The organism is Bacillus sp. SDLI1 (assembly GCF_001553895.1).
GTDB classification, from domain to species: domain Bacteria; phylum Bacillota; class Bacilli; order Bacillales; family Bacillaceae; genus Bacillus; species Bacillus siamensis.
The window spans coordinates 386,201-407,469 of the sequence record NZ_CP013950.1 but is presented as its reverse complement, the minus strand read 5'-3'; the positions used below and the strand labels follow the sequence as shown (position 1 = coordinate 407,469).

The window sequence follows — 21,269 nt, the reverse complement described above, 5'->3', positions numbered from 1 at the left end:
AAGTCTAGACTACTAAGCAGTTTTTTTTCATGTTATGATAGACATCGGCTTACACATGACACCTTGAGTAGGATGAGAGATGATTCTCGTTCTGCTCTCTTTTTTGGGCGTTAATCGGGGCAGAACCAAGGTCCGCTCTTTCAAAAATATGAACTTTTTATAAATCGATCTCAATATGTTGTGTTTTTCTGAGAGGTTAGTATACTATATATAGTGTTAAGAGATTCATTATTTTTGATAGGTCGTGATAAGGATGGTTCAAATCATATTTGATTCAAAGACAGGGAATGTTCAGCGTTTTGTGAATAAAACAGACTTTCAGCTGATCCGCAAGGTGGATGAAATGGACCACGTGGACACTCCGTTTGTTTTGGTCACCTACACGACAAACTTCGGCCAGGTACCGGCATCAACACAATCATTTCTCGAAAAATACGCCCATCTCTTATTAGGAGTCGCTGCGAGCGGCAACAAAGTATGGGGCGATAACTTTGCAAAAAGCGCCGATACCATTTCAAGACAATATCAGGTGCCGATCTTGCACAAATTTGAACTCAGCGGCACAGCGAAAGACGTTGAATTGTTTACTCAGGAGGTAGAAAAAGTTGTCACAAAACCAAGTGCCAAAATGGATTCAGTTAAATAACGAAATTATGATCCAACAAGATGGAAAATTCCAGTTTGATAAAGATAAAGAGGCTGTACATAGCTATTTTGTTGACTATATCAACCAAAACACAGTTTACTTTCACGATTTGAAAGAGAAGCTGGATTATTTAATTGAAAACCAATACTACGAAGAAGAATTTTTAAGCCTGTATTCTTTTGAAGACATTAAAGAAGTGTTTAAGACAGCTTACGCAAAGAAGTTTCGTTTTCCTTCCTTCATGAGTGCGTTTAAATTCTATAATGACTATGCTTTGAAAACGAATGACAAAAAAAGAATCCTCGAGCGTTACGAGGACCGGATCTCAATTGTTGCGCTGTTCTTCGCAAACGGCGACACTGAGAAAGCGAAAGAATATGTGAATCTGATGATCAACCAGGAATATCAGCCGAGCACGCCGACATTCTTAAATGCGGGCCGCAAACGACGCGGAGAGCTTGTCAGCTGTTTCCTTTTGGAAGTCAATGATTCCTTAAACGACATCTCAAGAGCGATCGACATCTCCATGCAGCTTTCTAAACTGGGCGGCGGGGTTTCTCTTAACCTGTCTAAGCTCCGTGCGAAAGGTGAAGCGATTAAAGATGTGGAAAACGCCACAAAAGGCGTCGTAGGCGTGATGAAGCTTCTTGATAATGCGTTCCGCTACGCTGACCAAATGGGGCAGAGACAAGGCTCAGGCGCGGCATACCTGAACATCTTCCACCGGGATATTAATGATTTTCTTGATACGAAAAAAATCTCGGCTGATGAAGATGTCCGCGTTAAAACCCTTTCTATCGGCGTCGTGATTCCGGACAAGTTTGTCGAGCTTGCGCGTGAGGATAAAGCCGCTTATGTCTTTTATCCTCATACGATTTATAAAGAATACGGCCAGCATATGGACGAAATGGACATGACGGCGATGTATGAGGAGCTTGTCGACAACCCGCGCGTCAAAAAAGAAAAAGTGAATGCGCGCAAATTGCTTGAAAAGCTTGCCGTTCTCCGTTCTGAGTCAGGCTATCCGTACATTATGTTCCAGGATAACGTAAACAAAGAGCACGCGAATAACCACGTATCAAAAGTGAAATTCTCGAACCTTTGCTCTGAGGTGCTTCAGGCGTCACAGGTTTCAGCTTACACAGATTATGACGAGGAAGACGAAATCGGCCTGGACATTTCCTGCAACCTTGGTTCTTTAAATATTTTAAATGTCATGAAACATAAATCGATTGAGCGCACGGTGAAACTCGCGACGGATTCCCTGACTCATGTGTCCGAGACGACGGATATCCGCAACGCGCCGGCAGTCAGACGCGCAAACAAAGCGATGAAGTCGATCGGTCTAGGTGCGATGAACCTGCACGGCTACCTTGCCCAAAACGGCATTGCTTACGAAAGCCCGGAAGCAAGAGATTTCGCGAATACGTTCTTTATGATGGTGAACTTTTATTCCATCCAGCGTTCAGCTGAGCTTGCAAAAGAAAAAGGCGAAACGTTTGAGCATTATGAAGGCTCCACTTATGCAACGGGAGAATATTTCAATAAATATATTGAAAAAGAATTCTCGCCGGCATACGAAAAAATCGCTGCGCTCTTTGAAGGCATGCACATCCCGACAATCGAAGACTGGAAAGAGCTGAAGGCGTTTGTCGCTGAAAACGGCATGTACCACAGCTACAGACTGTGCATCGCGCCGACAGGCTCCATTTCCTACGTCCAATCCAGCACGGCCTCCGTTATGCCGATTATGGAACGGATTGAGGAAAGAACATACGGAAACTCCAAAACGTATTACCCGATGCCGGGGTTAGCGTCTAATAACTGGTTCTTCTACAAAGAAGCTTATGATATGGACATGTTCAAAGTAGTGGATATGATCGCGACAATCCAGCAGCATATCGATCAGGGAATCAGCTTTACCCTGTTTTTGAAAGATACGATGACAACTCGTGATCTGAACCGTATTGATCTGTATGCCCACCATAGAGGCATCAAAACCATTTACTATGCAAGAACGAAAGATACCGGGCAGGACAGCTGTCTTTCTTGTGTCGTTTGATTAAAGGAGAGTTTACAGTGACAAAAATTTATGACGCAGCAAACTGGTCAAAGCATGAAGATGATTTTACCCAAATGTTTTACAACCAAAACGTAAAGCAGTTCTGGCTTCCCGAAGAGATCGCATTAAACGGCGATCTCCTCACTTGGAAGTACTTGGGTAAAAATGAGCAGGATACGTACATGAAGGTGCTCGCCGGCCTGACACTGCTTGATACAGAGCAGGGGAACACGGGCATGCCGATTGTGGCCGAGCACGTAGAAGGCCATCAGCGAAAAGCGGTTCTTAATTTCATGGCGATGATGGAAAACGCGGTGCACGCAAAATCATATTCAAATATTTTTATGACACTTGCTCCGACTGAAACGATCAACGAAGTGTTTGAATGGGTAAAGCAGAATAAGTACCTGCAGAAAAAAGCCCAAACCGTTGTCGGACTGTACCGCGCTATCAAAAAAGACGATGAGATTTCGCTGTTTAAAGCGATGGTCGCTTCCGTTTACTTAGAAAGCTTCCTTTTCTACAGCGGTTTCTATTATCCGTTATATTTCTACGGACAGGGAAAACTGATGCAAAGCGGTGAAATCATCAACCTGATTCTTCGTGATGAAGCGATCCACGGCGTCTATGTCGGATTGCTTGCCCAAGAAATATACAATAAACAAACAGAAGCGAAAAAGGCGGAACTTCGTGAATTTGCGATTGAGCTTTTAGAAGAGCTTTATCACAATGAACTTGAGTATACCGAGGATCTGTACGATCAAGTCGGGCTGTCTCATGACGTAAAGAAATTCATCCGCTATAACGCCAATAAAGCTTTGATGAACTTAGGGTTCGATCCTTACTTTGAAGAAGAGGATATTAATCCGATCGTATTAAACGGATTAAACACCAAAACGAAATCACATGATTTCTTCTCCATGAAAGGGAACGGCTACAAAAAAGCGACGGTAGAACCGATTAAAGACGAGGATTTTTATTTCGGTCAAGATGAAGAGCAGATATAATATCTGCTCTTTTGGCTTGAATGGAGAAATATGACAGGAGGAACCGACATGGATAAAATGGATGAAATCATCTTAGCCGCGCCGCGGAGTGACGTCTTCCAAAACGAAACGCTGACATTCCAGGGAGTCAACAGCGAAGATGAGCGTATCGTGAAGATTATGGCTCAAATTGAGGAGCATTTTTCAGAAATCAGAAGAGGCGACGCGGAAGAGGACCCGCGTTTTAAACAGCCGATTCCGTATGTCGTCATCCGCCGCGATGATGAGGTGTTTGTGTATGAGCGGCTCGCGGGCGGCGGAGAATCGCGCCTTCATAATAAACTTTCCCTCGGCTTCGGCGGTCACATGAATCCTATGGAGGGAGCGGCCTCATTTGCGGAGGTGCTGAAACAGAATACCGACCGGGAGTTAGCAGAAGAACTGCATATTCTTGAGGAAGACAAACAAAACATTGTCACACTCGGTTTAATCAATGATGATGAAAACAGTGTCGGAAAGGTGCATATCGGCATCCTTTCTGCGCTCCAATTAGCGTCTGGAGCACAAGTCGAAGTGAAAGAAAAAGAGCAGATCGCCGGACGCTGGATGAAAGTGAACGAATTAAAAGAAGAAGACGTGTATCAGCGGCTTGAAACTTGGTCTCAGTTTGTCGCCGATATTCTTCAATAACAGAAAAACCCCTGTTCCTCCTAAAAAAGGGAGAACAGGGGTTTTTCATTAGTTTAACGTAATGACGGTATCAAATCCCGCTTTTTTGGCCCGCGCTGCTAAAGATTCAGCATAATCTCTGGAAGAGAATGCGCCGATCTGCACTTTAAATAAGCCGTCTTTTGGAAGCACAATCGCATCAAAACCTTTAGACACCGCATTGGCGGCAAGTGCATCAGCATTTGCTTTCACATTGAAAGCGCCGATTTGTACTTTATATAAGTCAGGCTTTTTTTTTAGACCGAAAGCCTGCTCCAAGCCCTTGGCATGTCCTCTTGCAAGGCTTTCAATAAAACTGGCTGTTTTCAATTTGTTTGCATCAGCTGCCGTATCAACAAAACCATTCTCCGTCAAAATCGCCGGCATACTTGTCTCCCGCAGCACATGGAAGTTGGCTGTTTTTTTCCCTCGGTCATTAAAACCGGATGCTTGGATTACTTGCGTGTGAACGGCTGATTGATAAGTCGAAGTCGGCGCTCCTACACTCGGGTAAATATAGCTTTCGAATCCGGTTCCGCCTCCTGAGTTAATATGAATGGATAAAAAATAATCTGCGCCCCAGCTGTTGGCGGCATCCGTTCTTTCCGTCAGACTGACCGTCTTATCGCTTGTCCTGCTCATCGTGACAGAAACCCCTTCATACTCATTCGTCAGAATCGTGCGCAAAACCAGTGCGATCTCCAGCGTGACCGCTTTTTCCTGAAGCCCGTTTCCGGTTGCGCCTGAATCAGTTCCGCCATGACCGGGGTCTAAAAAAATTTTAACCATTCTCCATCACCTCATTACAGCATATGATGATATTTAAAAGGTGCTTGTACGGCTGTCATTCATGAAAAAAATGATAAATCCGCCCGGCATTTCCCGGAAAATAAAAATAAATGGTTTGTCCTTCCGTTTCAGCTGAATACAATAAGAAATGAAAAATATTTCTCGGGAAAGCGCAGGATTCAGCATCATTCCCGAAGAGAACGGAAAATGCGACAGATAAAAGGGGTAATCGGGCCTCATGATGATAGGCGGGTGTCACGGAACGCCTTTATCATGAATAAGATAAAGAGAGAACAGAGAGGTGAGCATGTTGGAGCGCGCTGTAACCTATAAAAATAACGGACAAATTAACATCATTCTTAATGGCCAAAAGCAAGTGCTGACAAATGCGGAAGCTGAGGCGGAATATCAGGCCGCCCTGCAAAAAAATGAAGCCAAGCACAGCATTCTGAAAGAAATAGAAAAAGAAATGAACACATTAGTGGGTATGGAAGAAATGAAGCGCAACATTAAAGAAATTTATGCGTGGATATTCGTCAACCAAAAACGGGCCGAACAAGGGCTGAAAGTCGGAAAACAAGCTCTTCATATGATGTTCAAAGGCAATCCCGGCACCGGAAAAACAACCGTCGCGAGACTGATCGGCAAGCTTTTCTTCGAAATGAACGTGCTTTCCAAAGGACATCTGATCGAAGCAGAACGTGCCGATCTGGTCGGTGAATACATCGGACACACGGCGCAAAAAACGAGAGATCTGATTAAAAAATCGCTCGGAGGCATTTTATTCATTGATGAAGCATACTCACTTGCAAGGGGCGGAGAAAAGGATTTCGGTAAAGAGGCGATTGATACGCTTGTCAAGCATATGGAAGACAAACAGCATGAGTTTATTCTGATCCTGGCAGGGTACTCGAGAGAAATGACACATTTCCTGTCATTAAATCCCGGCCTGCAATCGCGTTTTCCTATCAGCATCGATTTTCCGGATTACTCTGTCGCTCAGCTGATGGACATTGCAAAGCGCATGATAGCGGAGCGGGAGTATCAATTAAGCCAGGAAGCCGAGTGGAAGTTAAAAGATTACTTAATGACGGTGAAAAGCACGACAAGCCCCATTAAATTCAGCAACGGACGTTTTGTCAGAAATGTGATTGAAAAATCAATCCGCGCTCAGGCCATGAGGCTTTTAATGGGGGACCAATACTTAAAAAACGATCTGATGACGATCAAGAGTCAGGATTTATTTATAAAAGATGACACCGCAGCTCATGAATAATCCTCTCAGCCGGGTTTGAGAGGCCTTTTTTTATTTCTCTCTTTAAAACCCGCCGGATGTGTGGTATACGTCCTGCGGGTTTGGTATGATAGTACTACTGCCCAATACGACACAGAAAGGAACATCCATTTGAACGAACAGGAAGAAAAAAAAGAAACGGTCATTTTAGTCGGCTGCCAGCTTCCGCACATGACCGACGAGCACTTTGAACATTCCATGGACGAGCTTGCTTCATTGACAAAAACGGCTGACGGAACGGTGCTGACCCGGATTACGCAAAAACGGAACAGAGCGGATGCCGCTACATATATAGGCAAGGGGAAAGTAGACGAGCTGAAGGCGCTGTGTGAAGAGCTTGAAGCGGATCTGGTCATTTTTAATGATGAACTGTCACCGAGCCAGCTTAAATCACTCGCCACGGCAATTGAAGCGAAGATCATCGACCGCACGCAGCTTATTTTGGATATTTTCGCAAAAAGGGCGAAGACGAGGGAAGGAAAGCTTCAGATCGAATTGGCCCAGCTTCAATACGCACTGCCGCGCTTGAGCGGACAAGGAATCAATCTCTCCAGACAAGGCGGCGGAATCGGGACGAGAGGGCCCGGTGAGACAAAGCTTGAAACAGACCGGCGCCACATTAGAAACCGCATACACGAAATTAACGTGCAGCTGTCAACGGTTATCCGCCACAGAAGCCGTTATCGGGAGAGACGCAAGAAGAATGGTGTGCTTCAGGCGGCGCTCGTCGGATATACCAATGCCGGAAAATCAACGTGGTTCAATAAATTAACAAGCTCAGACAGCTATGAAGAAGATCTGCTGTTTGCAACACTTGATCCCATGACGAGAAAGATGGCGCTTCCAAGCGGTTACAGCGTCCTTTTGTCTGATACGGTCGGCTTTATTCAGGATTTGCCGACAACGCTGATTGCCGCTTTCCGTTCAACGCTTGAGGAAGTGAAGGAAGCTGACTTGATCATTCATGTCATTGATTCTTCCAATGAAGATTATGCCGGGCATGAACAGACTGTTCTCGGACTGTTAAAAGAGCTTGAAGCAGATGATATTCCGGTGTTAACCGCTTATAACAAAAGAGATGAAACACTTCCTGACTTCATTCCGACAGCAGGGGAAGGCCACATCATGATCAGCGCCAGAATTTTCGGGGATGAAGCGAAATTGAAAGCGGAAATCGAAGCTTATTTACGCCGTGAGCTGATGACGCCGTATGAAGTTCATGTACCCGCCGCTGAAGGCAAATTGATGTCACGCATTAAATCAGAGACTATGATCGACAGTCTTTATTTTAATGAAGAAAATGAACGCTACGAAGTCTCGGGTTATGTGCAAGAAGAACAAAGCATACTTGGAGAACTGAAGAAATTCATGTAAGGAAGGTATACACAACATGTTTGAGACACTGACACACGGCACTCTATTGCAAAAAACCGCCGAAGAAACAGAAGCGGAAATCGCCGCCGTTCATAAAAGAATAGAAGAAATCAGTGAACGGAATGAATGGAGAGTCCTGCAAAGCTACAGAAAGCATAAAGTAAGCGATACGCATTTTACACCTTCAACCGGATACGGTTATGATGACATCGGCCGGGATACTCTGGAAGAGATCTATGCTGATGTGTTCGGAGGAGAGGCGGGGCTCGTGAGACCGCAAATCATTTCGGGGACGCACGCGATCTCAATCGCGCTGTTCGGTGTGCTGAGACCCGGAGACGAATTGCTTTATATCACAGGCAAGCCTTACGACACACTCGAAGAAATCGTCGGGGTGAGAGGCGGGGAGAATTCAGGCTCGCTTAAAGAATTTCAAATCGGGTATCATGCTGTCGATTTAACCACAGAAGGCAAAGTGGACTTCGAAGCGGTCCGTGCTGCAATCCGTCCGAATACAAAAGTGATCGGTATTCAGCGTTCAAAAGGATATGCGAACCGCCCGTCTTTCAGGATAAATGAGATTGAAGAGATGATTCGTTTCGTAAAAGAAATCAAAGAAGATGTCATTGTTTTTGTGGACAATTGCTACGGAGAATTTGCGGAAGAGCGGGAACCCTGTCACGTCGGAGCGGATCTTATGGCCGGCTCCCTGATTAAAAACCCGGGCGGCGGCCTTGCCAAAACGGGGGGATACCTTGTGGGGAAAGCCAAGTGGATTGAAGCCTGCTCTTACCGGATGACCTCACCGGGAATCGGAAGTGAAGCCGGCGCATCGCTTTATTCACTGCAGGAAATGTATCAAGGTTTCTTTCTCGCTCCGCACGTAGTGGCGCAAAGCTTGAAGGGAGCGGTATTTACCGCCCGCTTTCTTGAAAAGCTGGGATTTTCGTCAAACCCTGCATGGAATGCGCCGAGAACGGATCTGATCCAATCTGTTGAGTTTCAGGACCCTGATAAGATGATTGCTTTTTGCCAGGCGATACAATACGCTTCTCCGATTAATGCGCATGTGACGCCTTATCCGAGCTACATGCCGGGATATGAAGACGATGTCATTATGGCAGCGGGCACTTTCGTACAGGGGGCGAGCATTGAATTATCGGCAGATGGCCCTATCAGACCGCCTTACGTCGCGTATGTCCAAGGAGGATTAACCTATGCGCACGTAAAAAATGCGATTTGCAGCGCAGTTAATGCTCTAATGGAAAAAGGGCTGATCTAAGCCGTTTGCAATTTTCAAAGAATTTGATGTTAAGATTCCTTACATTGTATTGACACAAAATATAACATCACCTATAATGAGACTAAGATAAGAAAAGGAGGAAATTGAGATGAGTGATAACATTCGCCGCTCAATGCCTTTATTTCCAATAGGAATTGTCATGCAGTTAACAGAACTTTCTGCCCGGCAAATTCGATATTATGAGGAAAATGGACTGATATTTCCAGCGAGAAGCGAAGGAAATAGACGATTATTTTCATTCCATGATGTAGATAAACTGTTAGAAATCAAAAATTTGATTGAACAAGGCGTCAATATGGCGGGGATCAAACAAATTCTGGATAAGGCATCTGCCGAACCGGAGGAAAAATCCGAAAAAACTGCCAAACCGATGAAGCACAATCTGTCTGACGACGAACTCAGAAAGCTTCTGAAAAACGAACTGATGCAGGCAGGCCGATTCCAGCGGGGGAATACCTTCCGCCAAGGTGATATGTCCCGATTCTTTCATTAATCCGTTAGCAACTGTTTTGCTATATACATTTACCTTTTAGAGGAGGAGTTTTACGAAATGGCAAAGTACACAAGAGAAGACATCGTAAAATTAGTAAATGAGGAAAACGTAAAGTACATCCGCCTTCAGTTTACAGATATTCTCGGAACGATTAAAAACGTGGAAATTCCTGTGAGCCAGCTTGAAAAAGCACTTGATAATAAATGCATGTTTGACGGTTCTTCCATCGAAGGTTTTGTCCGCATCGAAGAATCTGATATGTACTTATATCCTGATCTGAACACATTTGTTATCTTCCCGTGGACAGCTGAAAAAGGTAAAGTAGCACGCTTCATCTGTGATATCTACAATCCGGACGGCACCCCGTTCGAAGGTGACCCGCGTAACAACCTCAAACGGATTCTGAATGAAATGAAAGAACTCGGTTTCAGCGATTTCAATCTTGGACCTGAGCCTGAATTCTTCCTGTTTAAATTAGATGAAAAAGGCGAACCGACACTCGAATTGAACGATAAAGGCGGATACTTCGACCTGGCTCCGACTGACTTGGGAGAAAACTGCCGCCGCGATATCGTGCTTGAGCTGGAAGAAATGGGCTTTGAAATCGAAGCATCTCACCATGAAGTGGCTCCCGGCCAGCACGAAATCGATTTTAAATATGCCGGTGCCATCCGTTCTTGTGACGACATCCAAACTTTCAAACTTGTCGTCAAAACGATCGCCCGCAAACACGGTCTGCATGCGACATTTATGCCAAAACCGCTGTTCGGCGTAAACGGTTCCGGTATGCACTGTAATCTATCACTCTTCAAAGATGGCGTTAACGCATTCTTTGATAAAGACGCTGATCTTCAGCTGAGTGAAACAGCAAAACACTTCATTGCCGGTATCGTAAAACACGCGACAAGCTTTACAGCTGTCACAAACCCGACAGTGAACTCTTACAAACGCCTTGTTCCGGGCTATGAAGCACCTTGCTACGTGGCATGGAGCGCGCAAAACAGAAGTCCGCTGATCCGTATTCCGGCTTCCCGCGGCATCAGCACGCGTGTTGAAGTCCGCAGCGTAGACCCGGCGGCAAACCCGTATTTGGCATTAAGCGTATTGCTTGCAGCAGGCCTTGACGGAATCAAAAATAAACTTGAAGCGCCGGCTCCGATTGACCGCAACATCTACGTCATGAGCAAAGAAGAGCGCATGGAAAGCGGAATCGTGGACCTTCCGGCGACACTTGCGGAAGCTCTCGACGAATTCAAATCAAACGAAGTCATGGTTGCAGCTCTCGGTGAGCATCTGTTCGAACACTTCATCGAAGCAAAAGAAATCGAATGGGATATGTTCCGCACACAGGTTCATCCGTGGGAGCGCGAACAATACATGTCTCAGTATTAATCTCTCAATCCCTTGGCACTATTGGTGTCAGGGGATTTTTTGGTTTGTTAACAAATTTAATAATTTAATATAAATCATATACCACCCACAAAATACCCACAAAAAATCAATAAAAAATTACTCCATAATTGTGGAGATATAATCCTCGTACTTATTCATTGAATCTCTGTCAATTTTTATGTGGTGAGTTCGACAAGCTATCATTTTGGATCGAGTTATATAGAAATGATTCAGGGGATTCCGCTGAACCGGAATGCTTGGCATTCTGGCAACGGCACAAACGAAACCGGGGATCGTAAGTCTATCTCTGTAGAAATATGCTACCCAAGGCAGGCGGGAGCACTATACCGGGCAGAAGAGGCGTTGACAATCAAGCTTGTCGCTCAGTTGCTTAAAGAGCGGGGCCGGGGCGTCAACAGGATTAGAGAGCACCAGGATTGGATCGGAAAATATTGCTCGCACCGCATTTTATCTGAGGCTCGTTGTAATGGAGTGAAGGCGGACCAGTGCAAGAGAATTAAAACGTCTTGGGGGTAAAAAAGCACCCAAACCATCAAAAACAGAAACCAAGACAGTCGGGGCGACGTACACCGTGAAGAAAGGGGATGCCCTTTCTGTCATTGCACAGAAAACAGGAGTAAGCATGGCAACCCTGCAAAGCTTGAACGGTATCAAGGACCCGAACTTTATCAAAGCCGGTCAAGTATTAAAGTTGACTGGCTCGGCCAGCTCGCCGTTCAGCGGAAAGAAATCATCTTACACGCTGCCGTCAGGCGTTTTAAAAGTGACAAGCCCCTTAAGGCCGTAAAACAGATTCAAACAGCGTTGGCGGCTCTCTATTACTATCCAGACAAAAGAGCAAAGAACAACGGAATAGATGGCTATTACGGACCGAAAACAGCAAATGCTGTTAAACGAACAGCCCTTCGAGATACGAGATTGACAAGCACAATAATAATATTGGACCGTTTGAGAACAGAAAAGATCATGTAATCTTTAAGAATATCCTTACTTTTGAAGTAAATGAGTACTCAACGAATACAAGCAATAATCAAAGTGCTAAAACCACTTAACACGTATAGTCCCAAAACAGCAAATGCGGTCAAACGGTTCCAATCTATATACGGGTTAACTGCTGACGGAATTTACGGACCAAAAACGAAAGTAAAACTGGAAATATTAATGAAATAACAAAAAGCCCTTCTCAAAAGGCAAAAGGGAAGGGCTTTGTCTATATAGACTTTTTGTTTCTATTCTTCGTAGAGCTTATCTACCAATTCCGTAAACGAATTACATATATGACTCAGAGCACCCTCTGGATTTTCAAAAGCAATTTCATGATCCCAAAAAACAAGAGGGGGATTACTATGATTCTTTCTAAAATCGAAACAGATCTCATTACCAAACACATCATCCGCAATAGGAATTACTTTATCTGGCATTCTGCCGTCTCGATAACGATTAGAAACGTTAATTATGTATGACTCACTATCCTCATGGAAACTATGTAAGTATCCGAAAGCAATCCCTTTTCTTCCTTCAAAATCAAAAGTCTCAGGAGTTGGGGTAGCGCCAGAATAGCTTTTGACATATTCTAAATAATCTTTTGGAAACTTTACTTGTAGCGTATTTTCAACTTCTTGAATTTCTTCGTTACTGATAGGATGTTCACCGAAATCCCATTCAACCATGTTATAACTCTCCTTTATCTGTATTCGGAACCTCCGCCCCAGATATTTCTTCCACCAGTGTGCCCTGTCTTACCATGTATATCTGAATCAACTAGCTGCATTATACCTTCATTTTGATGATGATGCCACGTAAACCCTTTTGGTTTTTTCCCTTTTATAATTTGCTTCAACTGCATTTTTGTAAAGTGATTTCTCAACTGGGGATTTTTGTTGATTTCTTGCAACAGGAGTTCGGTTGCTTTTTTAAACTGTACAGTATCTTTTTCAAGATATAATGACTTATCAATTTTCACTTCTGCAACGGGATCAAATATTGGAAAACCATCTTTATCATAAGGTATACCTGTTATAGGATGCACATCATTTTTTAAATGACCATTTTTTAAGTTAGTTGTTACTGTATTTCCAAAGGCATCTTTATGTGTGAACGGCGCGGCCTGTGTCAGCATATCTTGCTTTTTTTGAATTTCTTTCTTTAAAAGCGGGGTGTTTTTTACATTATGGGTGTTTTCAATATCTTTCGCTATTCCAACAAGAGCAGGTTCGTTTTTATTTTTCAATAAAGAATTGATATAGTCTGTTCCGTTTTTTATTCCTGTGTGTACATGGCTTGCAGCGCCAGGCTCCAATACTTTTCCTACCTTGGAGATGCTTGTTTTTGCGAGTTTGCTTGACACGTTAACCGTCGAGCCCACACCTTTCAGGCCGACAAAGCTGCCCACCGCATAGGAGACGTAGTGCGCTCTAGAGTACGTATCACCATTCACCATTTGATCATTCCACGAATCGGCTAGGTTTGTCCATATGATTTTTGCGTAAGACGGAGTATTCAATACAGTAGAAATCGTTTTAACAACCTTTTGTTCATCAGAGAGCTGATAAAAGTCCCAAGCGCCGACAGCGAGATCTTTCAGCCCTAACACAGTATCTTTCCCAACATCATAAAGGCCGACTGCAACCCCTTTGAAACCGTCTGTGAGTTCTTGCGTGTTTTGAATTTGAGTAAAGTATCGCTGCTGTTCTTTTGTCAGGTTTTCATAACCAATCGTTTTGGCCATTGAGTAGAACTCAGCAGCATTCGCATAGTCGAAATTGTTCAGTCTTTCTTTCAGTTTTTCAATCTCTCGATCTTTCGCTTCTTCCTTTTTAATCGTCAAATAAGCATCCGAATGTCTTGCAATCTCGCCTTTTTTCTTATGGATGTCGCTTTCACGGTACGCCTTGGCGTTGTAGTGAAGGGGAGTGGCGTTTTTCCCTTTGCCTGTGGCGTTTTGAAGCTGTTGAAAGTCAGCTTGGATGAACTGTTCGTTTGCTTCGGTTTCTGCGTATTCTTTCGTTAGATCGTGATCAAGTCTGCCGAGTTTATGTATCGTTTCGTTTCTCTTTTTGTCGGCTGATTGGAGCTTGTGATCCACGCTTTCGGTGGAAAAGAGATCAAGCGAGATGATGTCTTCGATCTCTCCGAGGATGGAGCGCATGTCTTTTTTCTGTTCTTCCATAATCGCCTTTGATTTATTCAAGGCGTGTGTGAGCTCGTGCTCCAGAAAAGATTCCTCCACATGCGAATTGGAAAGTCCGGCATCTTCGACTTTGCCGGGAAGGCTTGTGAGAAATGCGATTTTCATATCGATCAGATCAAGCCAGCTGTCTGTGACGCCGGCGTGGTCATGGAAAAAGGCTTTGATGTTGTCGGCGCCCCGGCCTGAGAAATCATTGTCACCAAGATCAGCCATACCTTGAAACGCTTTTTTCAGGTTGACCATCTGATCGCGCAGTTTTTTGTATTCACCCGCGCGCTGTTTGGCAGCGGCCAGCAGGGTGGTTGCTTCAAAGATTTTCATAATCATATCCTTTCTATATTAAATTCCTGTATTGAAATGTCACCCTAGAAGAAAGAGAAAATTTTAAAACTATTACAGTTTTTTGTGAAGGTAACGCTTATGGATTACCTGCTAACCACTATAAAGTTATAAAAGCTGCGACTTAGGCTGACGGCACTATACCTTCCCATGGCAATCCACTTCCAGAATTTATCTCCTCAAAATCAAGCTTTAACTCTTTGAGTTTGTTAATCAAACGGTCGCTTGGAGATGGATCGCATATAATGACTTTTGTCCCTTTTTTAAGCATCTTTAAGATAGTGTCTATTTCTAACCGATCGACCTCACAATATGAACAACCTATTATTATAAAATGAGATACTTCTTTAGCTTTTTTTTCAGTCACTGCAAACCCTTCCCTTACCCAATCTAAATGAAGGTGATTGCTGATAGATGAAGGAGGGATCAAATCTGCCTGTATTCTTGGCTCCATCCATTCATCTTGCTTGACTATATGGAGTCTCCCACAATCGTTTAGCGAAATTGGCGTAGTCCAAATATTGGATCCTGAAATCTTTTGTGGGTTCACATCAAAGTCAATTGAGCCGTGAGGTTTAAAAATAGGTACGCGTTTTTTATTTTCAATAGTCCCAATACGGTAATATTTCACATTGGATTCATTGAGTACTCTTTCTAGTAACAAGTCATAATTAAATGATATTGCAAAAGATAAATCAAATTTATTTTTCTTGAACCAATTAAACCATTTCCATTCATTTAAACTTATAGAGTTAATACTTAACTGAAATTTAGAATATATTGTTGCAAGAAATCTTCTCAGCTGACACTCGGCACCAGTATCATTTTCATACTTAATTCTATAATCTTTAATAGCACCATAATGGTTTGCTGCTTGAAAATTATCAATCAGCTCACTTTTAACAGTTGGCAAATGTTCTATGAAGTCATTATAATTAATTTTTTCAGAATCGAAGCATGTTAGTGGGTTTGAAGAGTTCAATTTATTTGCCCTAGCGAAATCAACTGTAAAGCCATTCCCGATTAAAAGTCCAAATTTCCCCATAGTGATCCTCCGCATTTTTCCTACAGTATAACACAAGTTACATATTTTGGAGGGGTTTAAGGCGGTTTAAACCTTGATATCTGATGCTCATTCTTTTGAGTATATATTTATGTTTGTGATGGTAGTAACCATGTTATCCACAAACATGTTATTGACCAAAATCATGACCAAAATTTGACCAAAAAAAATTGATAATTATAGAGATTCTATTTCTGATGGGAAATAATAAAGCACTGAAAAATCCTTTGTTTTCAAGGATTTTCAGTGCTGTATATTATTTATTTAAATTGAGAATTATGTTCCGCACACAGGTTCATCCGTGGGAGCGCGAACAATACATGTCTCAGTATTAATCCCTCAATCCCTTGGCACTATTGGTGTCAGGGGATTTTTTGGTTTTGGTCATAAGGGATAGTTGAAGGGTTGGTGGTCAACTTGACCACGTTTTGATCACGCAAAATATTAAAAAAATTAAGACAAAAGAGAGTTCATATATTCTTCATAACCATCAACTGACGAATTTTCAAGTTTCTCTGAGATATGGGAGTCCACCTCGGAAGTGATGGTTATATTTTTATGTCTAAATATTTCCTGTGAAAATTTCATTGTTGTCCCAGATTCAAAAAGAAGAACAGCGTGACAAACTGTAAAATACAGACGGGTTACAGTGTTTTTCCCTTAATAAAAAGACCAGGGTGTTGGTATCACCCCGGCTCTGTAATAAAAGCAGCCCATCAAAGGGCTTGCTCGATGTGGTTTCATGATAGACCTAACCCTTCATGTTCTGAGGCTCAAGGGAGGTCTGTTTTTTCTTATATACGTCAACAGGGCGATTATAAACGGCTCGAATAATCATTTATATTTAATGAGGATATTAGATGATTTCTTTCATGTTTCATTTTCAATAGGAAGGAGCAGGTAATTCATCGATTTTTATACGAAGTAAACTATAAGGTTTCTGTCGTAAGTCTTTTCCATAATGAAATCTAGCCTGCCGATGTAATTGGTTCACGATGACGTATAAGTATTCATCCGGACCAATCGAAAAAGTATCCGGCCATAAAATTCTAGGATCATGTGCGATGGTTTGCATTGTGCCATTCGGCAGTATTTTTCGAATACTATTGTTCTCGTAATCTCCGGCATAAACGGCTCCTTTTGCATCTGTAATCATTCCATCAGACGCACCTTTTTCTCCCCAATACGCCACATGATAAAGTAAATCCATGTCTGGTATATTTCTATCTCTCAGGGCTTCTGTTGAGATCGAGAACAAATGGCGGCTGGTCAGTGGACAAAAAAATAATACCTTTCCGTCAGGAGAAATCGCAATACCGTCGGATGCCAGCCTAAATGGAGAAGTTGAACCATCCCTGTTACGGTTCATCAAAATTTTGCCTTCTACTTTCGGTATAAAATAGGAATCCGGTGAAGTTGGATTTGCTCCATTTAACCGTCTGCATGCATTTCCGGTTTCCAAATCAACGACGATAATCGCTCCTGGTCCTTTGGAAGAAGAATCCGTTATATAGGCATAACCTGCAGTTCCAACACGAAAATCAAATCGGACATCATTCAGATAAGTTGTTGGCAGGACAACATCTTCTGTAAAGGTATACACTCTTCTGATTGTATTGGTTTTTAAATCAACAGCGACTAATTTTGCCCCGCCTTTAATTGGTTCAGAAAAATTGGGCGCCGCTGTATCTAGTACCCAAAGCGTTCCCCTTCCATCAGCAACTACACTTTGGACACTGATGAAAGTGATTTTGATAGTCTCGGGGTTAACCAAATTGGTTTGTAAATCAGGATAAGGCTGCAATTTATCCCCAACTATTTCCGCCACCGTAAATTTAACATCGTCTCCCCATTTTGGAAAACAAATGAAAATACGACCAGTTTCCGAAACCGTAACACCGGTAGGCATAGCTCCATAAAATGCATAAACCAGTTCTAAATCACCGAAATACTTTTCAAAAGGCAGCATAGGTTTCATCATATCCTCCTCAGCCAATTAAACGGGATATCATTTATATATGATTCGCATTTTTTCTAGTGCATGTTTCTTAATACGTTTTTCTAAACGTAAAGGTGATGGAAGTGCTTATCATTTAATAAGTCAGTCAGGCACAAGGGATTTTTACTTATACGTCTGTCGAAGCAGTTGGCAATTACACTATGGTATGTCCTTGGCCGGTTGTAAATTTTCTGAAAAAGGAGTTGAAAAAGCAGATCAGATTTTATAGGATTAAATCAGGTTAGTTTGTTTGCTCAACAAACTAAGAAATCCGATTAAATTACCCGTAATTTAAATGCATGATGGAAGGGGGATAAGGGGCTCGAAAGAAGAATATAAAAAACGAAAGCACGGGGCTTTTATCCTTTCCGGGCATATAAGATGAAATTACAGCCATCTGATCACCATTTATCTGATGAAAATGCTCTGTGAAAGTCATCGGCTATTATTTTATGAAAGCGCTTTTATGAAGTGCGTACTGCCCAATAAATTTGAAGACATGTTATATCCTTTCATACTGGTTCCTTATGAAAGGATCGAAAAGGGGAGGAAATCATGCTCAGTGAAAATGTAAAGAAGATCAGCATGGCTGAAAAAGTTGGATATGCGTCTGGGGATTTTGCATGTAATTTAATTTATGCAACGGTGTCTACTTATCTTTTGTTCTTCTATACAGATGTATTTGGTTTATCGGCAGCAGCCGCCGGTACGATGTTTTTAGTGGTCAGAATCATCGACGCCCTCGCTGATCCTTTTATCGGAACAATAGTAGACAGAACAAATAGCAGGTTTGGGCGCTTCAGACCGTATCTTTTATTCGGAGCTTTTCCATTTGTCATACTGGCCATCCTCTGTTTTACAACCCCCGATTTTTCAGATATGGGGAAATTAATATATGCCTATATAACATATGTCGGCTTGTCGCTTACATACACAGCGATAAACGTTCCATATGGCGCGTTAACTTCTGCCATGACCAGAAATAATCAAGAAGTTGTTAGTATAACATCTGTCCGTATGTTATTTGCGAATCTTGGGGGACTTGTCGTTGCATTTTTTGTTCCCTTACTGGCTGCTTATTTAAGCGATACTTCAGCCAGCGAATCTCTTGGCTGGCAGCTAACCATGGCCATTATGGGATTCATAGGCGGGTGTCTTTTAATCTTTTGTTTTAAAAGCACAAAAGAGCGTGTCACTCTTCAAAAATCTGAAGAAAAAATTAAATTTTCGGATATATTTGAGCAATTTCGTGTTAATCGGCCGCTTGTTGTACTGAGTATTTTCTTTATTATTATTTTTGGAGTGAATTCAATAAGTAATTCGGTCGGCATCTATTACGTAACGTATAATTTAGAAAGAGCGGATTTAGTGAAGTGGTACGGTTTGTTAGGAAGTTTGCCCGCTCTTGTCATTTTACCTTTTATTCCAAAGCTTCATCAACTATTGGGGAAGAAGAAATTACTAAACTACGCATTATTACTGAATATGATCGGCCTCTTAGCTTTATTGTTTGTTCCGTCAAGTAATGTTTTCCTCATACTCTTCTTTCGATTAATTGCTGCTGCCGGAAGTCTCACTGCCGGGGGATATATGTGGGCGCTTATTCCTGAAACAATAGAATATGGAGAATACAGAACCGGGAAAAGAATGGGCGGGCTCATATATGCTATTATCGGATTTTTCTTTAAATTCGGCATGGCCTTGGGAGGGGTTATACCGGGGCTGGTTTTAGATCAGTTTGGATATGTGGCAAATCAGGTGCAAACGGCGGAGGCATTGACGGGAATTTTAATTACAACCACCATTATTCCCGTGTTCTTACTGGTTTTAGCCATGATTGATATTAATTTCTATAACTTAGATGAGAAAAAATATAAAAACATGGTTCGAGAACTAGAGAATAGAGACAAAGTTTATTTGGATCATATTGATGATTTCAAAGCTTAAAATATGATGAATCAACAGAAAATAGCTGAGGAGGCGTGCCGCATGAAGATTATCAATCCGGTACTTAAAGGATTTAATCCCGATCCGAGTATTTGCAGGGTCGGAGAGGATTATTATATCGCCGTATCTACATTTGAGTGGTTTCCGGGAGTCCAGATACACCACTCAAAAGATTTAGTGAATTGGCACTTAGCTGCACATCCATTACAGAGAGTTTCGCAATTAGACATGAAAGGAAACCCTAATTCAGGCGGGGTCTGGGCGCCATGTTTAAGTTACAGCGACGGGAAGTTTTGGCTGATCTATACGGATGTTAAAGTAGTAGATGGCGCCTGGAAAGATTGCCACAATTATTTAGTGACTTGTGACACGATTGATGGTGATTGGGGGGAGCCGATCACATTAAATAGCTCGGGATTTGATGCTTCTTTATTCCATGATACGGATGGAAAAAAATATTTATTAAATATGTTATGGGATCAGCGTATTGATCGGCACTCATTCGGAGGAATTGTCATGCAGGAATATTCTGATGAGGAGCAAAAATTAATTGGAAAACCGAAAGTGATATTTAAAGGAACTGAAAGAAAGCTGACGGAAGCGCCGCACCTTTATCATATCGGGAACTATTATTATTTATTAACCGCAGAAGGAGGAACGCGGTTCGAACATGCTGCTACAATTGCCCGTTCTGCAAATATTGAGGGGCCATATGAAGTTCATCCTGATAATCCTATTTTAACGTCATGGCATGATCCAGAAAATCCGCTGCAAAAATGCGGGCATGCATCCATCGTTCAAACACATACAGGTGAGTGGTATTTAGCTCATTTAACGGGGCGTCCTATTCATCCGGACGATGATTCAATTTTTCAGCAGCGAGGTTATTGTCCTTTGGGCAGAGAAACAGCTATTCAAAAACTCTATTGGAAAGATGAATGGCCTTATGTAGCTGGCGGAAAAGAGGGAAGTTTGGAGGTGGAAGCGCCTTCTATACCTGAAACCATATTTGAAGCAACGTACCCGGAAGTTGATGAATTCGAGAACTCAACATTAAATATTAATTTTCAAACGTTAAGGATTCCGTTCACGAAAGAATTAGGCTCATTGACTCAAGTGCCAAATCATTTGCGATTATACGGCCATGAATCATTAACCTCGGCATTTACTCAGGCATTTGTAGCCAGACGCTGGCAAAGTCTCCATTTTGAAGCGGAAACAGCTGTTATGTTTTATCCGGAGAATTTTCAGCAAGCCGCTGGTCTGGTGAATTATTACAATACAGAGAACTGGACGGCTCTTCAAGTCACGCATGATGAAGAACTCGGCCGTATTCTTGAATTAACAATATGTGATAACTTTTCTTTTTCACAGCCATTAAAAAATAAAATTGTGATTCCCCGTGAAGTAAAGTATGTCTATTTAAAAGTGAATATCGAAAAGGAAAAATATTATTATTTCTATTCGTTTAACAAAGAAGACTGGCATAAAATTGACATTACCTTAGAATCGAAAAAATTATCAGATGATTACATCCGCGGAGGAGGATTCTTTACAGGAGCTTTTGTAGGAATGCAGTGCCAAGATACCAGCGGTCACCACATTCCGGCTGACTTCAGATATTTTCGTTATAAAGAAAAATAATGTGCACAGGAAAAAGGAG

16 protein-coding genes and 3 pseudogenes are annotated in these 21,269 nt (G+C 42.3%); 14 read left to right on the top strand and 5 right to left on the bottom strand.

Annotated elements, in window-relative coordinates; all coding sequences use genetic code 11:
* Positions 1 to 253 precede the first annotated feature (253 nt).
* The 4 genes from nrdI to AUL54_RS01895 are packed head-to-tail and all read left to right on the top strand — an operon-like array spanning position 254 to position 4,384.
* Positions 254 to 646 (top strand): class Ib ribonucleoside-diphosphate reductase assembly flavoprotein NrdI, encoded by a 393-nt coding sequence (gene nrdI, locus AUL54_RS01910; RefSeq protein ID WP_016936022.1) that lies wholly within the window; start codon positions 254 to 256, stop codon positions 644 to 646.
* Complete coding sequence (gene nrdE / locus AUL54_RS01905) at positions 606 to 2,708, top strand: class 1b ribonucleoside-diphosphate reductase subunit alpha (protein ID WP_007611605.1); 2,103 nt, start codon at positions 606 to 608, stop codon at positions 2,706 to 2,708. The genes nrdI and nrdE overlap by 41 nt, the downstream gene beginning before the upstream one ends.
* 17 nt (positions 2,709 to 2,725) lie before the next feature.
* Positions 2,726 to 3,715 (top strand): class 1b ribonucleoside-diphosphate reductase subunit beta, encoded by a 990-nt coding sequence (gene nrdF / locus AUL54_RS01900; RefSeq protein ID WP_047474863.1) that lies wholly within the window; start codon positions 2,726 to 2,728, stop codon positions 3,713 to 3,715.
* A 48-nt stretch (positions 3,716 to 3,763) separates the two neighbouring features.
* The gene (locus AUL54_RS01895) at positions 3,764 to 4,384 is read left to right on the top strand and encodes a hypothetical protein (protein ID WP_060962723.1); all 621 of its coding nucleotides are present in this window, start codon (positions 3,764 to 3,766) and stop codon (positions 4,382 to 4,384) included.
* Between the two features lie 48 nt (positions 4,385 to 4,432).
* Here AUL54_RS01895 and AUL54_RS01890 read toward each other — a convergent pair whose 3' ends face one another.
* Positions 4,433 to 5,191 carry an N-acetylmuramoyl-L-alanine amidase gene (locus tag AUL54_RS01890; protein ID WP_060962722.1) on the bottom strand — a complete coding sequence of 253 codons (759 nt, stop codon included), beginning with the start codon at positions 5,189 to 5,191 and terminating at the stop codon, positions 4,433 to 4,435.
* Between the two features lie 307 nt (positions 5,192 to 5,498).
* On the opposite strand from AUL54_RS01890, the gene spoVK reads away from it, so the two are divergent.
* From spoVK to AUL54_RS20385, 8 genes and pseudogenes are all read left to right on the top strand, one after another.
* Positions 5,499 to 6,467, top strand: a complete 969-nt coding sequence (gene spoVK, locus AUL54_RS01880; protein ID WP_032864740.1) for a stage V sporulation protein K — start codon at positions 5,499 to 5,501, stop codon at positions 6,465 to 6,467.
* A gap of 129 nt (positions 6,468 to 6,596) precedes the next feature.
* Positions 6,597 to 7,859, top strand: a complete 1,263-nt coding sequence (gene hflX / locus AUL54_RS01875) for a GTPase HflX (protein ID WP_060962720.1) — start codon at positions 6,597 to 6,599, stop codon at positions 7,857 to 7,859.
* A gap of 16 nt (positions 7,860 to 7,875) precedes the next feature.
* On the top strand, positions 7,876 to 9,141 hold the full coding sequence (locus AUL54_RS01870) for a methionine gamma-lyase family protein (protein WP_060962719.1): 1,266 nt from the start codon (positions 7,876 to 7,878) through the stop codon (positions 9,139 to 9,141).
* Positions 9,142 to 9,250: 109 nt separating this feature from the next.
* A complete protein-coding gene (locus AUL54_RS01865; RefSeq protein ID WP_007410366.1) occupies positions 9,251 to 9,655 on the top strand; it encodes a MerR family transcriptional regulator in 405 nt (134 codons plus the stop codon).
* A gap of 57 nt (positions 9,656 to 9,712) precedes the next feature.
* Positions 9,713 to 11,047, top strand: a complete 1,335-nt coding sequence (gene glnA, locus AUL54_RS01860; RefSeq protein WP_060962718.1) for a type I glutamate--ammonia ligase — start codon at positions 9,713 to 9,715, stop codon at positions 11,045 to 11,047.
* Between the two features lie 225 nt (positions 11,048 to 11,272).
* Positions 11,273 to 11,974, top strand: a pseudogene (locus AUL54_RS21050) (LysM peptidoglycan-binding domain-containing protein); the annotation flags it as partial.
* Positions 11,974 to 12,120, top strand: a pseudogene (locus AUL54_RS21900) (Kelch repeat-containing protein); the annotation flags it as partial. The pseudogenes AUL54_RS21050 and AUL54_RS21900, both read left to right, overlap by 1 nt.
* A 4-nt stretch (positions 12,121 to 12,124) precedes the next feature.
* Positions 12,125 to 12,238: pseudogene (locus tag AUL54_RS20385) on the top strand (peptidoglycan-binding domain-containing protein); the annotation flags it as partial.
* A 59-nt stretch (positions 12,239 to 12,297) separates the two neighbouring features.
* On the opposite strand, the gene AUL54_RS01850 reads toward AUL54_RS20385, so the two are convergent.
* The 4 genes from AUL54_RS01850 to AUL54_RS01835 all read right to left on the bottom strand — a co-directional run bounded on the left by AUL54_RS01850 (position 12,298) and on the right by AUL54_RS01835 (position 17,638).
* Positions 12,298 to 12,738, bottom strand: a complete 441-nt coding sequence (locus tag AUL54_RS01850; RefSeq protein WP_024085400.1) for an SMI1/KNR4 family protein — start codon at positions 12,736 to 12,738, stop codon at positions 12,298 to 12,300.
* A gap of 14 nt (positions 12,739 to 12,752) precedes the next feature.
* On the bottom strand, positions 12,753 to 14,579 hold the full coding sequence (locus tag AUL54_RS01845; protein ID WP_060962717.1) for a T7SS effector LXG polymorphic toxin: 1,827 nt from the start codon (positions 14,577 to 14,579) through the stop codon (positions 12,753 to 12,755).
* 142 nt (positions 14,580 to 14,721) lie between these two features.
* Entirely contained in the window at positions 14,722 to 15,642 is a 921-nt protein-coding gene (locus AUL54_RS01840) for an SIR2 family protein (RefSeq protein ID WP_060962716.1), read from the bottom strand.
* 901 nt (positions 15,643 to 16,543) lie between these two features.
* Positions 16,544 to 17,638: an L-dopachrome tautomerase-related protein gene (locus AUL54_RS01835; RefSeq protein ID WP_060962715.1), complete on the bottom strand. Its 1,095-nt coding sequence runs from the start codon at positions 17,636 to 17,638 to the stop codon at positions 16,544 to 16,546.
* A 576-nt stretch (positions 17,639 to 18,214) separates the two neighbouring features.
* On the opposite strand from AUL54_RS01835, the gene AUL54_RS01830 reads away from it, so the two are divergent.
* Together AUL54_RS01830 and xynB are read left to right on the top strand one after the other, a co-directional pair.
* Entirely contained in the window at positions 18,215 to 19,606 is a 1,392-nt protein-coding gene (locus tag AUL54_RS01830; protein ID WP_060962714.1) for an MFS transporter, read from the top strand.
* A gap of 42 nt (positions 19,607 to 19,648) precedes the next feature.
* The gene (xynB, locus tag AUL54_RS01825; RefSeq protein WP_060962713.1) at positions 19,649 to 21,250 is read left to right on the top strand and encodes a xylan 1,4-beta-xylosidase; all 1,602 of its coding nucleotides are present in this window, start codon (positions 19,649 to 19,651) and stop codon (positions 21,248 to 21,250) included.
* Positions 21,251 to 21,269 lie beyond the last annotated feature (19 nt).

Coding starts and splice junctions, on each gene's coding strand:
- nrdI (WP_016936022.1), top strand. CDS start 254: ATGGTTCAAATCATATTTGATTCAAAGACAGGGAATGTTCAGCGTTTT.
- AUL54_RS01895 (WP_060962723.1), top strand. CDS start 3,764: ATGGATAAAATGGATGAAATCATCTTAGCCGCGCCGCGGAGTGACGTC.
- AUL54_RS01890 (WP_060962722.1), bottom strand. CDS start 5,191: ATGGTTAAAATTTTTTTAGACCCCGGTCATGGCGGAACTGATTCAGGC.
- spoVK (WP_032864740.1), top strand. CDS start 5,499: ATGTTGGAGCGCGCTGTAACCTATAAAAATAACGGACAAATTAACATC.
- AUL54_RS01870 (WP_060962719.1), top strand. CDS start 7,876: ATGTTTGAGACACTGACACACGGCACTCTATTGCAAAAAACCGCCGAA.
- AUL54_RS01865 (WP_007410366.1), top strand. CDS start 9,251: ATGAGTGATAACATTCGCCGCTCAATGCCTTTATTTCCAATAGGAATT.
- glnA (WP_060962718.1), top strand. CDS start 9,713: ATGGCAAAGTACACAAGAGAAGACATCGTAAAATTAGTAAATGAGGAA.
- AUL54_RS01850 (WP_024085400.1), bottom strand. CDS start 12,738: ATGGTTGAATGGGATTTCGGTGAACATCCTATCAGTAACGAAGAAATT.
- AUL54_RS01845 (WP_060962717.1), bottom strand. CDS start 14,579: ATGAAAATCTTTGAAGCAACCACCCTGCTGGCCGCTGCCAAACAGCGC.
- AUL54_RS01840 (WP_060962716.1), bottom strand. CDS start 15,642: ATGGGGAAATTTGGACTTTTAATCGGGAATGGCTTTACAGTTGATTTC.
- AUL54_RS01835 (WP_060962715.1), bottom strand. CDS start 17,638: ATGAAACCTATGCTGCCTTTTGAAAAGTATTTCGGTGATTTAGAACTG.
- AUL54_RS01830 (WP_060962714.1), top strand. CDS start 18,215: ATGCTCAGTGAAAATGTAAAGAAGATCAGCATGGCTGAAAAAGTTGGA.
- xynB (WP_060962713.1), top strand. CDS start 19,649: ATGAAGATTATCAATCCGGTACTTAAAGGATTTAATCCCGATCCGAGT.